The 14755-nt window shown below is 63.4% G+C and carries 10 protein-coding genes and 1 pseudogene; 8 read left to right on the forward strand and 3 right to left on the reverse strand.

The window, feature by feature from the left end:
- Nucleotides 1-506 precede the first annotated feature (506 nt).
- Together MOV74_RS15170 and MOV74_RS15175 are read right to left on the reverse strand one after the other, a co-directional pair.
- Complete coding sequence (locus MOV74_RS15170; protein WP_246923482.1) at nt 507-3119, reverse strand: autotransporter outer membrane beta-barrel domain-containing protein; 2613 nt, start codon at nt 3117-3119, stop codon at nt 507-509.
- A 293-nt stretch (nt 3120-3412) separates the two neighbouring features.
- Nucleotides 3413-4438 carry a cyclopropane-fatty-acyl-phospholipid synthase family protein gene (locus MOV74_RS15175; protein ID WP_246923487.1) on the reverse strand — a complete coding sequence of 342 codons (1026 nt, stop codon included), beginning with the start codon at nt 4436-4438 and terminating at the stop codon, nt 3413-3415.
- 167 nt (nt 4439-4605) lie between these two features.
- On the opposite strand from MOV74_RS15175, the gene MOV74_RS15180 reads away from it, so the two are divergent.
- The 8 genes from MOV74_RS15180 to MOV74_RS15215 all read left to right on the forward strand — a co-directional run bounded on the left by MOV74_RS15180 (nt 4606) and on the right by MOV74_RS15215 (nt 13569).
- On the forward strand, nt 4606-5622 hold the full coding sequence (locus MOV74_RS15180; protein WP_246923491.1) for a flagellar motor protein MotA: 1017 nt from the start codon (nt 4606-4608) through the stop codon (nt 5620-5622).
- Between the two features lie 153 nt (nt 5623-5775).
- The gene (locus MOV74_RS15185; RefSeq protein ID WP_246923495.1) at nt 5776-6804 is read left to right on the forward strand and encodes a peptidoglycan -binding protein; all 1029 of its coding nucleotides are present in this window, start codon (nt 5776-5778) and stop codon (nt 6802-6804) included.
- A complete protein-coding gene (locus MOV74_RS15190) occupies nt 6804-7250 on the forward strand; it encodes a GNAT family N-acetyltransferase (RefSeq protein ID WP_246923499.1) in 447 nt (148 codons plus the stop codon). Before MOV74_RS15185 ends, MOV74_RS15190 begins: the two co-directional genes overlap by 1 nt.
- Nucleotides 7251-7344: 94 nt before the next feature.
- Nucleotides 7345-7569 carry a hypothetical protein gene (locus tag MOV74_RS15195; RefSeq protein ID WP_246923503.1) on the forward strand — a complete coding sequence of 75 codons (225 nt, stop codon included), beginning with the start codon at nt 7345-7347 and terminating at the stop codon, nt 7567-7569.
- A 280-nt stretch (nt 7570-7849) separates the two neighbouring features.
- The gene (locus MOV74_RS15200) at nt 7850-8236 is read left to right on the forward strand and encodes a hypothetical protein (protein WP_246923508.1); all 387 of its coding nucleotides are present in this window, start codon (nt 7850-7852) and stop codon (nt 8234-8236) included.
- A 51-nt stretch (nt 8237-8287) separates the two neighbouring features.
- A complete protein-coding gene (locus tag MOV74_RS15205; protein ID WP_246923511.1) occupies nt 8288-10024 on the forward strand; it encodes an efflux RND transporter periplasmic adaptor subunit in 1737 nt (578 codons plus the stop codon).
- 9 nt (nt 10025-10033) lie between these two features.
- On the forward strand, nt 10034-13153 hold the full coding sequence (locus MOV74_RS15210; RefSeq protein WP_246923515.1) for an efflux RND transporter permease subunit: 3120 nt from the start codon (nt 10034-10036) through the stop codon (nt 13151-13153).
- Nucleotides 13154-13182: 29 nt separating this feature from the next.
- A complete protein-coding gene (locus tag MOV74_RS15215) occupies nt 13183-13569 on the forward strand; it encodes a hypothetical protein (RefSeq protein ID WP_246923519.1) in 387 nt (128 codons plus the stop codon).
- Nucleotides 13570-14453: 884 nt separating this feature from the next.
- On the opposite strand, the pseudogene MOV74_RS15225 reads toward MOV74_RS15215, so the two are convergent.
- Nucleotides 14454-14755 (reverse strand): annotated as a pseudogene (locus MOV74_RS15225) (ABC transporter); the annotation flags it as partial.

Raw genomic sequence — 14755 nt, forward strand, 5'->3', positions numbered from 1 at the left:
ATGCGGCCCGGCAGCTCGCGCACCACGGCGCGTGACTGCGGCTTGACGATCACGATGCTGACGTCAGGGTGGGCCGGCGGAGCGGCGGACACGGCGGAGCTGGATTCGTCACAGCCCGCGAGCAGCGGCGCCAGGGCCGCGAGCATCATTGCAACGCATGCCGATCGCGCACGAAGTCCTGACATGAAGTGGGGTGCCCCGATATTGTTGAAACTGATCATGCTCCGCGCGAGGCCCGTTCTGGGCCGTTTTGCACGCGGCTGACGCCGCCAAAATAGAATGCATCTGCTGCGATGCAACGCATGACGCGGGCGGCTCATTGTCACACAGCGTATGACATTGAGTTCAGACGGCTTTTGCCGTGTCACTTGATCGTGAATCGGGGTTCCATCGCTGCGTGCTGCGACGGAACAGCGCAACGAGGCCGTTAATCAACTTGAACCATCTGCGGCCCCACCGTCGTGCTTGGTTCCATCGTGGCAAACGTTCCGCTGCAAGCGCATGCGTCACCAGGTCAAGCGGAAGCCCCCGGTGCCCTTGTAGTTGCGGTTGTCGGAGCCGTTGTTGAGACTCGCATTGTAGGAGACCTCGCCGAAGATTGCGTAGCGTCCGTTAGCCCAGCTGTAGGTGCCGCCGCCGCCGATGCTGCCCCACAGCCGATCTTGCGCATTGGCGAAGCTGGTGCCCGCGACATCGACGGTGGTGCCGTTGAGGAACTCGTATCTCAGATTGGCGATCCCGTAGACATCGGACCGCACGATACCCGTGCCGTCGTTCCAGGTCCTCTGATGGTTGAGCGCAAGACCGGCGCGGCCGAGCAGGCTGTCACCATCACGCAACGATACGGGCGCGCCGAACCGATCGGCAAAGCCGTCGAAAACGACCTTCGAATAGGCAAGCTGCGCCTGCGGCGTCAGCGACCAGCCGTTGCCGAAGCCGATCCGCTTGCCGGTTTCAGCACTGAAGGCATGGCCGAACCCTTCATTGCCGTGCGTCAGGCTGCCGGCCAACACGGAGGACAGATCGCTGCGGTAGAACATCGACTGCGCCTGACCGTCGACATAGAAGCCGTTGTCGCCATACCACGTCACCGTGCTACCCACACCCGTTCCCTCGACGCGGATACGACCATTGCCGAAGAACGAAGCAACATTGGCGGTGGTCAGGCCATATTGCGCCGTGAGACCGACAAGCAGCCGACCCCGCTCGTTCTCCAGCACAAGGCCATCGAGTCCCGTCTGCACTTTCAAGTGGTCGGCTTTGTACGTGGACCCCGTGGTGTTGGAGGGTTGCAAGTCGGAATGCCCGCCTTCGATGCGACCCCAGAACGCCGTGGGCGCTGGCGAAGCAGCCCCAGATACCGGCGCGACACCGGCGCGCGCCATTGCATCGCTGCCGCCCCAATAGCGGTTGCCGACGCGCTGCTGCAGCGTCGGCAATTCGTTCAAGCCTAGCAGCACCTGTGCATAGTTCTCGTACAGCGGAACACCCGGCTGATAGAGCGGACCGGGAGGTACCGAAACCGGCGGATTGATCAGGCTCGAGCGTAGATACCAATCGCCGTCGCCGGGAGTGGCGATGCCGTTCTTCTGCAACGTATAGGCATAGGCGCCGCCGACCACCGCCTGCTCGCCGTGAAACACGTAGCTGCCCAAGAGCGAAAAGCTGCCGTTGGACGCGCCGACCACATCGATCACCTTGATGCCTTCGACGGTCTGCGCGCCGGCGCCGCCGACATTGGTGACGCGCAGCGACGACGAGCCGGACGTGCTTCCCTGCACCCGTAACAGATCGGTCTGAGAGCCGTCGCCGCCGAGCCGGCTGTTGAGCTGCACGGTGCCGCCATTGCCGACATAATTTCCGGCCACGGTCAGCGTCGTTCCCGGCGCACCGCCGAGGGTGACGGTGCCGGCATTGTCGAGCGAAGCGAGCGTTTGATTGAAGCCGGCAAGATCGAGCGCGCCGCCGGAGGCCACGTTGAAAGCCGAAGCAGTGCTGAATGCATTCGCGGCTCCGGCGCGCAGAGTGCCGCCGTTCACATTGGTCGCGCCGGTGTAAGCATTCGCACCCGACAGCGTCTGGGTGCCGTCAGTCACGGTCACGCCGCCCGTGCCGCCAATCACCCCGGCGAACGTGTCGTTGGCGTTGGTGATCGTCAGGTTCTTCGCGCCCAGGGTCACGGCGCCGCTGCCAGCGAGGCTCTGAATGCTGGTGCCGGCGGCGGCCAAGCCTGAAATATCAAACGTCCCGTTCGCGACGACGCGGCTCGAGTTACTGATGGCGCCCGCGCCGGTGAGCGCCAGGATGCCCGCCTGGATCACGGTCTGGCCGGTGTATGCGCTGGAGGCCGCCAGGTTCAGCGTGCCGGTGCCGATCTTGGTCAGTCCACCGACACCCGTGAAGGCGGATGTCGCATCGGTGCCAATCGTGAATGCACCGGCGTCGATCGTCAGCCCGCCCCCGAGAATGTTGAGCTTGGTGCCCGAAAATCCGTTGATGAAGGTCGCGTTGCTGGCGTTTGCCCGCAGGATAGCATTGTCGAAGTTGGCCTGGCTCGCGCCGGCTCCACCCCGCAAGGACTGAGTTTCCAGCATGCCACCGCTACTGATGTTGAGGGTGCCGGAAGACGGAGCGCCGCTGCCCAGGACCGTGCCCACCCCCGTAACGACTTGCGCGCCGTTTTGAATGTTGAGCGTGCCGGCGCCGAGAAAGCCGACAAAAAATGTACCGCTGGGGATATTCCATCGCGACCCCGGTCCGGTGACGGTCGCGATTCCCGTACTTCCGGCCGAAATCCCGATCCGGGTTGAGGCAGTGCTAGTTAGCGTGCTGCCGTTCTGGATCGTCAGATTGCCGGCCGTTGCGCCGCTGTTGCCAATGTTCGTAGTCCCCACCGAGACGCTGACGGGGCCGCCGAGGCCGAGGACCGTCTCTCTGATCGGCGGCGCTCCCACGACACCAATGTTGATGGTTTGACCTGGAGTGGGCGGGGCTCCGGTCGTCCAGTTACTCCCCACCATCCAGTCATTGCTGGTCGCGCCGGTCCAGTTGGCCTGGGCCGAGGCCGATCCTGTTGCGGCGGCCGTCAGCGCCGCCGCCGACAGGCTGGCCAGGAGCAAGCGAAATATTCGGGTGCTGAGGGGAAATAGTCTGGTCCGAAGCTGATTCCTGTTGAGCTGGTCTTCATCTTGTCGTCGGATCGTCGCAGCCCGGATGCATTCGCGCATGCACTATTCCAATTGGGTCCACACCGTTCGAGGGTGCAGATTTCTTGTCGTGTGGTTCACGAAGGACGTCTGCGACCCTTAGGTGAGCAGAAACAATCAGACAACAATCGAAACGTGTTTGCTCGAAGAAATACCCGGCCTGTGCCGTCCGCGCAACGAAAGACGCTTAACGAGTTCTTTCAAGGTCAATCCGGTCCGGCGCTTTTCATCCGGTATTGGCTGACGCCCCATTCGGTCCCATCGGCATAGCCGAACAGGCCCGATGTCGCGAGCAGGTACCAGCGCAAACGCCGCATCCACTGGCAGGTCTGTTCGCCAAAGGCCTTGCGCAACGACGCCTCGATGGTGTCGCGATGCGTATCGAAATTGGCGAGCCAGTCGTTCGCGGTGCGCTGATAATGCGTGCCGCTCCAGCACCATTCCTTCTCGACGGTGAAGATGTCGTCGAATTGCCTGACGAGGTGATGGCTCGGCATCAGCCCGCCCGCAAAGACGTGCTGCGCGATCCAGTCGTCGCGATCGAGCCGGTCGTACAGCTGCGAGCCGGAGCGATGGGTGACGATTTGCATGAAGAAGCGGCCCTCCGGCGCGAGCCATGACCGCAGGCGCGTCATCAGCTTGCGCCAGTTCATCATCCGCTCGAACATCTCGACCGAGACGATGCGATCGAATTGGCCGTCGGGCGCGAACACGTTCATGTCCGCGGTGACCACACGCAGGTTCAGCAAGCCGCGCCGCTGCGCCTGCTCCTCGATATGGGCGCGGTGGACCTGCGAGGTCGACACCGCCGTCACCTCAGCGTGCGGAAACTGCCGCGCCATCCACAGCGACAGCGAGCCCCAGCCACAGCCGAGCTCGAGGATGGTCTGGCCGTCGGCGAGACCGGCATGCTCGACGGTCTGTCGCAGCGCCTCCTCCTCCGCCTCCTGCTGGGTGGTCGCATCGGTCTTGTAGAAGCAGCAGGAATATTTGCGGCTGGGGCCGAGCATGTCGGCGAAGAACGAAGCAGGCACCTCGCCAAACCCGGCCGGGGCACCCTCGGCGATCGGCCGCAGCATCATCCGACCGGCGAAGGCGGCATCGGCGGCCGCATCATGCGCGGCGAGGCGGGTTGCGCTGCGGGAGCACAGCCGTTGGATCGCGGCGCGGATCACCACGTCTGGCAGCGGCACGCGTTCGGCAGTCCCGATGATCGCGGAAACGACGCTCATGCGCCCCCCGAATGGCGAACTTCTGCAGATACCTGGCTATCAAAGCGCCGCTTCCGCTCCGGGTTCCCCGAACCACCCCCGAAATCGGCGCATCCGGCGCTTTTTTTGGGCCGGCGCTGTGCCATAGTACGCACGCAAGCAAGCTTTCGTAATGGATGATTCCGGCCATGCCGCCTGGCACTTCCCGCTCCACCATGGATATCGAGTACACTAAACTGTCCTCACCCAGCGTCTTTCTGGTGCGGATGCTGGTCTTCCTGGTGCTGTGCACGCTGGTCAGCGTGGTGCTCTACAAGCAGATCATCCAGGCCTTCTTCGCCAATCCCGGGCTCAATGCCCTGATCGGCGGCGTGCTGTTCATCGGCATCATCCTGGCCTTCCGCCAGGTCATCCGGCTCTACCCTGAGGTGTCCTGGGTCAACAATTTCCGCGTTGCCGATCCCGGCCTGGCGCCGGCGCGGCACCCGAAACTGCTGGCGCCGATGGCGGCGATCCTCGGTGGCGAGCGCTCCGGGCGGATGTCGATCACCCAGACCACCATGCGGCACCTGCTCGATTCGATCGCGACCCGCCTGGATGAAGCCCGCGACATCTCGCGCTACATGACCGGCCTGCTGGTCTTCCTCGGCCTGCTCGGCACCTTCTGGGGCCTGATCGAAACGGTCGGTTCGGTCGGCAAGGTGATCGACGGGCTCAAGGTCGGCGGCGATTCCGGCGCATTGTTCGACACGCTGAAGGAGGGCCTTGCCGCCCCGCTCGGCGGCATGGGCATCTCGTTCTCGAGCTCCCTGTTCGGCCTCGCCGGTTCGCTGATCCTCGGCTTCCTCGATTTGCAATCGAGCCAGGCGCAGAACCGCTTCTACACCGACCTGGAAGACTGGCTCGCCACCACGGTGCGGGAATATGGCAGCGGCGAAGTCGCGGTCGCTTCCGGCGGCGGCGGGGTCGCCAGCGGCGAGCTCCAGGCCGCGGTCGAACGCTTACGCTCCGTGCTCGAGGAAGGCAGCGCCAGCCGCGGCACCACGGCGGCAATGGCAAGTCTTGCCGAAGCCATCCAGGCCCTGGTTTCACACATGCGCACCGAGCAGCAGATGATCCGCGAATGGGCCGACGGCCAGGGCGAGCAGAACCGCGAGATCCGGCGCCTGCTGGAGCGCATCGCCCGCCAACCGGAAAAGAGTTGAGACGGTATCGTGCCCCGGACGCGATGCAGCACGCAGTAATGCATCGCTGAGCCGGGGCCCAGCGTCAGGGAACAATATGAGTCCCGGCTCTGCGTATCAGCGTTGCACGCTGCTAGCTACGTCCGGGACACGAGAGAAGAAGCGGAGAACTAAATGGCTCTAGCGCGCGGCCGCCGCAGCGACGGCGCCTTCAACTACTGGCCCGGTTTCGTCGACGCACTGTCGACGCTGGTGCTGTCGATCGTATTCCTGCTGTCGGTGTTCCTGGTGGTGCAGTTCTTCCTGTCGCAGGAGGTCACCGGCAAGGACAAGGCGCTGGAGCAACTCAATGCCAAGATCGCGCAGCTCAACGAGCTGTTGTCACTGGAAAAGCTCGGCAAGCTCACGCTCGACGACCAGGTCTCGCAACTGAAGGCCGGCCTCGCCTCGGCCGAGACCGAGCGCGACCGCATCAAGGGCCTTTATGACGGCCTGGCCGCCGCCGGCAATGACGCGCAAGGCAAGACCTCCGAGCTCGGCAAGGCGCTGGATTCGGAGAAGGCGGTCTCGGCAAGGGCGCTGGCACAGATCGAGGTGCTGAACCAGCAGATCAGCGCCTTGCGCCGGCAGCTGGCGGCGCTGGAAGAGGCGCTCGATGCCAGCGAGAAGCGCGACAAGGAATCGCAGAACCGGATCGCCGATCTCGGTTCTCGCCTGAACGTCGCATTGGCGCAGCGCGTGCAGGAATTGTCGCGCTACCGCTCGGAGTTCTTCGGCCGGCTGCGCACCATCCTCGGCAACCGGCCCGACATCCGCATCGTCGGCGACCGCTTCGTGTTCCAGTCCGAAGTGTTCTTCGACACCGGCCAGGCGACGCTCCTGCCCGAGGGCCGCGCCGAGCTCGACACATTGGCGACCGCGCTGATCGAGCTCGACAAGAAGATCCCGAACGAGATCCCCTGGGTGCTGCGGGTCGACGGCCACACCGATGTGCGCCCGGTGAGCGGTGCGAACTTCAAGTCGAACTGGGACCTGTCGGCGGCACGCTCGATCTCGGTGGTGCAATATCTGGTCTCGCTCGGCGTGCCCGCCCAGCGCCTTGTCGCGGCCGGCTTCGGCGAATTCCAGCCGCTCGATCCCGGCAACACCGAGGAAGCCTACAAGCGCAATCGCCGCATCGAGCTGAAGCTGACGGAGCGGTAGTGAGCGCCCTCCACCTCCGCCCCTACGCGGCCTCCGACGAAGCCGCCGCGATCGACCTCTGGCATCGCACCTGGCAGCAGGCCTATCCGCAGATCGACTTCGCGGCGCGGCTCGAATGGTGGCGCGAGCGCTGGCTGAAGGACCTGGTACCCAACGCCTCGATCGTCGTCGCCGAGCAGGACGGCGCGCTGACCGGCTTCGTCACCATCGACGGCGACGGCTATCTCGACCAGCTCGTGGTCGATCCGGATCGCTGGGGTTCGGACGCGGCCCGGCTGCTGGTCGACGAAGCGAAACGCCTGTCGCCATCAGGCATCACGCTGCTCGTCAACAAGGACAATTCCCGCGCCATTCGCTTCTACGAGCGCAATGGCTTTGCTCACGCGGGCGACGACGTGAATCCGACCTCGGGCCGGCCGGTGCTGAAGATGGCGTGGCGGGCGTGATTCTAGCGGGCGCGAGGCGGGTCACGTTTGGATCCGGGGACGTGTTCTAGTCGTTGGTGCGAGAGCAACGATGACAAGCGGACGGAGACGATCGATGAAGCTGCGCGATCTCGCCCAGGGTTCCTCGGTCTTTCTTGGCGTCATCATCGCCGGATATGTGTCGACGGCCTATGTCGACCAGCGCTTCGCAGCGCGCGAGACGACGCATGCGTCTGCGCCGTCGAGCGACCCTGCCCCGCCGGCCTGCGTCGGCGAGGACGGCAGCTGGAAGAACTGGCCTTGGCCGAACGTGCCGGCGCTGTCGCCGAAGTGTCCCTAGACTGACGCGCGGTCATCGTCCGTGCTGCAACCCGAATCTGCGAAAACAACCCCATGCACAGTAGCCGGCGATAGCGAAATCAACGGCTTACGCCGCCAGCAGCAGAGCTGCGCTTGATTCGTCGGGCGCAAGGGGAGCATTTTGGTGCGAACGGGGATGACGCTTTGACGTAACGCCCCTAAGCACGGAACGTCGGCTTGAAAGCGCGCCCAGGAACACCTAGATTCTTGTTGTGAAGCGAGGCCTTTTTCAACGTCTTCCTCAACTCGCCAGAGCATCCATGTTCGTGGCGATATTGGCGTTCCTGCTTCAGGTGACCCTGATTTCGATCTCGCAGGCGAAGGCGGCAATTGGTGCATTGCCGGCGCCTTCCGTCACGTTGAGCGGTTCCCTGCATTTCCACGATCAGTTGGCGGGTCACGTGCACTCCCACGGAGGTGACGGCACCGAAGGCCACGTGCATGACGGGTCGGATCACGATGACGACGAGGATGCTCCAAGCTTGGCTTGGAACATTTTCGGCGCTTCGATTGCGTCACCGCAGTTCACGACCCTGCTCAGCCCTTTCCAGGTGCTGATCCCCGTCGAGCTGCCGATTGCGCGAGCCATTGTTGGCGTCAGGCCCGACGAACTTACCCGGCCACCGAGTACCTTCAGCATCGCGTAATCCGGGCGGCCCTTCGGCCGCCGACTTTTCGCATGTCTGAAGGAATTTTCCATGTTGGGGAATCAGCGCTGCCCGCAAGGGCGGCCCGCAAGAGTTGGCCAAACAAAACTTGGCCTCGTCAGTCTTGGTCTGGCCGGCTTTGCTTGGTTGGCAGCCATATTCGTTGGCCTGTCAGGGGCCATTGCCCATGAGGGGCACGATCACGGCGACGCCGAAAAAGCGTCCGTCGTGTCGTCAGCCTACCCAAGGGTTGCGGCGCGATCCGAACTCTACGAGATCGTCGGCATTCTGAAAAAGGGCAAGCTTTCCGTCTTCATAGACGATCCCATCACGAACCAGCCCGTCTCGGACGCAGTCTTGCAGGTCACGATCGGCGATTCCGCCGCGATCGCGGCTACGAAAACCGACGAGGGCGTTTACACTGCCGTTGTTCCGAACGGCACGCCGACGGAACCGGTGGAAGTCATTTTCTCGGTCAACGCCACAAGGGGAAATGACCTGCTGGTGGATTCGCTGGTGCCGACACGTGCCGGCACCGCCCCGCCCCCTGAGCTGCAGCAAGAGCAGGGCTGGCTCTTCTCAAGCCGAACCGCCGGCGTGGCCTCCGCACTTGCCGCTGTGGGGCTCGGCCTTCTGTTTGGCTATTGGAGACGGCGTGGTCTCAGCATGGCCGCGGCCGTTTCAGCGACGATGGCAGGCGCATTTGTCATTCTCGCCGCCATCGCGTTCGGCGAGAGCCGAATCAACGCAAGGCAGGCAAATCCGCCGAATGTCCCCGCCCCAAGCGATGCCCCGCGACGCCTGCAAGACGGCACCGTCTTCGCGGCCAAGCCGACGCAGCGGCTGCTGGATGTGCGGACCGCCGCCACCGAGCCGCAGACTGTTCGTCCCGCCGTCACGCTGATCGGTCGCGTCATCGCCGACCCCAACCGCAGCAGCTTCGTGCAAAGCGTCTATGGGGGACGTGTTGTTCCGAGCGGCGGCGGCATACCCCGGATCGGACAGGCCGTCAGCAAAGGCGACCTGCTCATTCAGATCGAGCCGCATCTGCCGATTGCGGACCGCACTACGATCCTCGAGAAGGTCGGCGAGATCGAACAGTTGACGGCGATCACCGAAAACAAGCTGCGTCGCCTGCGTCCGCTCGCCGAGCGGGGCGCGGTGCCCCAAGGGCAGGTCAACGACCTCGAAAGCGAATTGGAGGGGCTCCGGGCGCGCCGCGAAGCCGTTCGAAATTCCCGCACCGGGTTCGAGGAGTTGCGCGCATCGACCGATGGCGTCATCACCTCGGCCAAAGTCGTGCCGGGCCAGGTCATTCAGCCGCAGGACGTCCTGTTCCAGATCGCCGATCCCAAGAGCCTGTGGGTCGAAGCCTTGGCCTATGACGACTTGGGTTTGAAGGAGCCTGAAGCTGCGACGGCCACCGCACCGAGTGGCCAGCCGATTGCGCTCTCCTTCGTTGGAACGAGCCGGGCACTGAGACAGCATGCATCCGTCGTTCAGTTTGCCATGCCGGAGCCGCCGACAGGCCTCAACATCGGTCAGCCGCTGAGCGTGATGGTCCAGAGCGGCGCAGCGGTTACAGGCTTGATCTTCCCTCGCAATGCGGTGGTTCGCAGCGGCAGCGGCGAGAATATCGTCTGGCTGCACCAGGAGCCCGAACGCTTCGAGCCGCGGCCGGTTCGCGTGCTGCCGGTCGATGCGGCGCGCGTGATCGTGGCGGCCGGTATCAACCAGGGCGAACGCATCGTGGTTCGCGGTACCGACCTCATCAACCAGATCCGGTAGGGACGGCCCATGTTCAAGCTCATCGTGCAGGCAAGCTTGCGCAATCGCCTGTTCGTGCTGGCGGTTGCCGCCGTGCTCGTCGGCTACGGCCTTTTCGTCCTGCCGACCATTTCGGTCGACGTCTTGCCGGACATCAATCGTCCGACCGTCAACATCCTGACCGAGGCGGAGGGGCTGGCGCCCCAGGAAGTCGAACAGCTCGTGACGTTTCCGATCGAGACGTCGATGAACGGCATGCCTGGCGTGATCCGGGTGCGGTCGGTCTCCGGCGTTGGCCTGTCGGTCGTGTATGTGGAATTCGACTGGGGCGTCGACGTCTATCGCGCCCGGCAGTTTGTCTCGGAACGGCTGGCGCTGATCCGTGAGCAATTGCCGTCTTCGGTCAATCCCCAGATGGGCCCTGTGACGTCGATCATGGGCGAGATCATGCTGATTGCCCTGACCAGCGATGGCACGGCTTCGCCCATGGAAGTGCGCGAGATCGCGGACTTCGTCGTCCGGCCGCAGCTCCTCGCCATTCCCGGCGTCGCCCAGGTGATTCCCATCGGCGGCGAGGTCCGCCAGTACCGGGTGACCCCGAACGTTGCGACGATGCAGGCGCTCAGCGTCACCCACGATCAGATCGAGCAGGCCGCAGCAAAGTTCGGCACCAACAGCGGCGGTGGCTTTGTTGACCAGCATGGCCGCGAATATTTGATCCGCAATGTCGGCCTCACCAGACGGATCGAGGACCTCGGCAACACCGTCGTTGCCAGCCGCGACGCGCAGCCGATCCTGCTCAAGCAGGTGGCATCGGTGGATTTCGCAGCGCGCACCAAGCGCGGCGACGCCGGCTATAACGGCAAGCCGGCGGTCATCGTCAGCGTCATGAAGCAGCCGGCGGCCGATACGGTGGCGTTGACGCGCAACATCGAAGCCACGCTGAGGAATCTGCAACGCACCATGCGTTCGGGGATCAATGTCACAAACGTGCAATTCCGTCAGGCCACCTTCATCGAAACCTCGATAAGCAATGTCGAGCGCGTTCTCGCCGAGGCCGCCGTCGTCGTCGCATTGGTCCTGGTCGTCTTCCTGATGAACGGACGCGCCGCGTTCGTTTCGCTGACGGCCATTCCAATATCGATCCTCGCGACGGTCCTTGTGTTCCACGCCTTCGGCCTCACGATCAACACCATGACGCTGGGCGGCCTCGCCATTGCCATCGGCGAGCTGGTCGACGATGCGGTGGTGGACGTTGAGAACATCCTGCGGCGGCTGCGGGAGAACGCCGCGTCGAGCGCGCCGCGTCCTGTTCTGGACGTGATCTCCGGGGCAAGCCAGGAGGTTCGTTCCAGCATCGTCTACGCCACGACGATCATCGTTCTCGTCTTCGTGCCACTGTTCGCACTTCCGGGAATTGAAGGGCGGCTGTTCACGCCGCTCGGAGTGGCTTATGTGGTCTCGATCCTTGCGTCGCTGCTGACGTCGATCACGGTAACGCCGGTGTTGTCCTACTATCTGCTTTCGGGACGAACCCATTCGGGTGATCGCGAAAGTTTTGTCGTCACCAGGCTGAAGCAGGCGAATCGGCGGGCGCTTCGATGGGCTTTCGGACGGCGGGGCCTGGTGCTGGGCTCCGTGGCGGCGGCGGTCGTGGTCGCCGGCTACGCCGCAAGCCAGATGCCCCGCAGTTTCCTTCCGCCATTCAACGAAGGGACGCTCGTGCTTTCGCTGCAATACAACCCGGGCATTTCGCTCGCGGAATCGCAGCGGCTTGGACTGCTGGCGGAGCAATCGCTTGCAAGGGTGCCTGAGGTGAAGTCGGTCGGACGCCGCACCGGTCGCGCGGAACTCGATGAGCACGCCGAAGGCGTGCACTTCAGCGAAATCGATGTGGATCTCGTTCCGTCAAAACGCCAGAAGGCGGACATCTACGCCAGTATCCGGGAAGCCCTGTCCGCGCTGCCGGCGTCGGTTGCGATTGGACAGCCGATCAGTCACCGCCTGGATCATCTGCAGTCGGGTATTCGTGCCCAGATCGTGCTCAAGATCTTCGGGCAGGATATCGAGATGTTGCGGCGCCTTGCTGAAACGTCGCGCCAGCGCCTTTCGACGATCCCGGGGCTCGTCGATCTCCAGGTCGAGAAGCAGGTGCTAATTCCCCAGGTTCGGGTCCAGATCGATCATGCCCGCACCGCACTTCATGGCCTGACGCCGGCTGCGATCACACAGGCACTCGATACGCTGTCCAACGGACGGAAGGTCTCGCAGATCGTCGACGGCAACCGCCGTTTCGACGTCGTGATGCGCCTTTCGGAGCAGGACCGCTCGACCACGGGACTACAAAATCTGCTCATCCCGACAGGCCTGGAATTCGTGCCGCTGAGCGCTTTGGCTGAAGTCATCGAGACCGATGGACCGAACCAGATTCAGCGCGAGGGGACCCAGCGCAGAATAGTCGTCTACGGCAACGGGGACGGACGCCGCGACATCGCCGATATCGCCACCGATATTCAAAAGTCCATTCGGAAGCTCGATTTTCCGCAAGGCTACACCACCAACCTCGAAGGCGCGTTTGAGGCGCAACAGGAGGCGTCCTGGCGCATCGGCATTCTCTCGCTGGGTTCCCTGGCGATGATCTTCACCGTTCTCTACAGCCGCTATCGATCAACCGCGCTGTCGCTGATCATCATGGGCGGCATACCGCTCGCCCTGATCGGCAGTGTGGCTGCCTTGAAGATCGCTGGCCAACCATTGTCGGTGGCCTCGATGGTCGGCTTCATCACTCTAGCCGGCATCTCGGCGCGCAACGGCATCTTGAAGATCTCCCATTACATCAATCTTGCCATTCATGAAGGCGAGCATTTCGGAACCGGGCTGATCGTTCGCGGCAGCATGGAGCGCCTTAGCCCTGTTCTGATGACTGCACTTTGCGCGGGACTGGCGCTCACCCCGCTCTTGATCGGCGCAGACGAGCCGGGCCGGGAAATCCTGCATCCCGTGGCCGTGACGGTCTTTGGTGGTCTGCTCAGCGCCACGATCCTCGATACGGTTGTGACCCCGATCCTATTTCTATTGTTCGGCAAACAGCCGCTAGAGCGGCTGGTCGCCGGACACGCCGCAACGTTCGCCACCGCGGAAGCCTATTGACGTCCGCACAAACACCCGAGGAGCTACCAATGAGAAGATACGTTTTCCCCACCATGCTGGCAGTGATGGCGGCCATGCTGAACCTTGTCATGCCAAGCCTGGCCGCGGCACAGGCGAAAGGCAGCAACGGCGGCCCCGTCGTCAAATCACAGGGACACCCGATCGAGTTTGTCCACAGGAGGACGGATATCGTCTTTTATGTTGGAGACGATGATGGTTCGCCACTTCCGACGAAGGAGATGCGGGGTCGCGCAACCATTCAGGACGGCGGCAAGACCGTCACCGTTCCGCTCACTCCGGCGAGTCCCAACATAATGTCGGGAAAGCTTCAGACGGAGCTGTCGCCAAAGGCTATCGTGGTCTTTTCGGCAAGCTTGCACGGTCATTCCCTGACCGCGAGATACACTGCGGATTGATACCGCGTGAAAGGCGAAGCACATGCAGCGAGATCGATCGTCTGTTCAATTGCCTGGCGTTCCGTTGGCTCTTGGTTCGGCCCTCCTGTTCGGTGCTGCAACGCCCCTCTCGAAACTACTGCTCGCCGGCATCGATCCTCAGATGCTGGCGGGACTGCTCTAGTTCGGTGCGGGTCTTGGCCTTGCTGCGGTCCACGTCGCACGGACCGGGATCGGGCTATCGGTGCCGGAGGCTCCGCCAAGGTGGCACGACGTGCCATGGCTGATAGCCATCGTTGTCTTCGGCGGGATTCTGGGTCCGGCATTGCTGATGCTCGGACTTGGCCGAACGCCGGCATCGTCTGGTTCATTGATGCTGAATGTCGAGAGTCTTGCGACGAGGCGATTGCGTGGTGCGTATTCCGCGAAAACGTCGATCGGCGCCTGTTGTCGGGTGCCTTGCGATCGTCCTCGGCGCGATAGCCCTGTCCTGGGAAGGTCAGGGCCCTTCATTGGATGCGGGCGCGGCGCTGATTGCCGGGGCATGTTCACGACGAGCATCACCGGCATGATCACGCGGGAGCTTCCGATGAACCCCACTGGCACGAGCACAAGCCGTTACGGCATAAACACCCGCATTATCCCGATCTGCACCACCGGCATTCGCATTGAGATCTTCTCTTGGCGACCTGCTGCCTCGCTACCTTTGAATTTGGGCTGAGTCCGGAAATGGCTGCCTTTGGGCCGATCACGCCACTGCTCATTGGCGACAACTGCGTCGTTCCAGGAGCAAACCAGACATCGACACCGTCGCGTCGCGCGACCAGGTTTCGGGTAGACGGCCTAGATCGCTCGCCCGTGCCGTACGGCGATGACACGGCGAACGAGGCACCATTCTGAGCCCCTCACGCCCCGTCGAACTGCAGCCTCGCCAGCCGCGCATACAGCCCGTTCACCGCCACGAGCTCGGCATGGGTGCCCTGCTCGACGATCCTGCCCTGATCCATCACCAGGATGCGGTCGCAGGACAGCACCGTGGCGAGGCGATGCGCGATTACCAGCGTGGTGCGGTGGCGCATCAGCTCTTCCAGCGCGGTCTGCACCAGCGTCTCGCTTTCGGCATCGAGCGCGGAGGTGGCTTCATCGAGCAGCAGCAGCGGCGCATCGCGCAGGACGGCGCGGGCGATTGCGATGCGCTGGCGCTGGC

The organism is Bradyrhizobium sp. SHOUNA76 (genome assembly GCF_023006445.1).
Taxonomy (GTDB): Bacteria; Pseudomonadota; Alphaproteobacteria; order Rhizobiales; family Xanthobacteraceae; genus Bradyrhizobium.

What these genes read in the sequence shown, in the direction of transcription:
- MOV74_RS15200 (WP_246923508.1), top strand. Translation starts at nt 7,850, where the DNA reads ATGTTCGTGGCGATATTGGCGTTCCTGCTTCAGGTGACCCTGATTTCG.
- MOV74_RS15205 (WP_246923511.1), top strand. Translation starts at nt 8,288, where the DNA reads ATGTTGGGGAATCAGCGCTGCCCGCAAGGGCGGCCCGCAAGAGTTGGC.
- MOV74_RS15175 (WP_246923487.1), bottom strand. Translation starts at nt 4,438, where the DNA reads ATGAGCGTCGTTTCCGCGATCATCGGGACTGCCGAACGCGTGCCGCTG.
- MOV74_RS15185 (WP_246923495.1), top strand. Translation starts at nt 5,776, where the DNA reads ATGGCTCTAGCGCGCGGCCGCCGCAGCGACGGCGCCTTCAACTACTGG.
- MOV74_RS15215 (WP_246923519.1), top strand. Translation starts at nt 13,183, where the DNA reads ATGAGAAGATACGTTTTCCCCACCATGCTGGCAGTGATGGCGGCCATG.
- MOV74_RS15210 (WP_246923515.1), top strand. Translation starts at nt 10,034, where the DNA reads ATGTTCAAGCTCATCGTGCAGGCAAGCTTGCGCAATCGCCTGTTCGTG.
- MOV74_RS15195 (WP_246923503.1), top strand. Translation starts at nt 7,345, where the DNA reads ATGAAGCTGCGCGATCTCGCCCAGGGTTCCTCGGTCTTTCTTGGCGTC.
- MOV74_RS15180 (WP_246923491.1), top strand. Translation starts at nt 4,606, where the DNA reads ATGCCGCCTGGCACTTCCCGCTCCACCATGGATATCGAGTACACTAAA.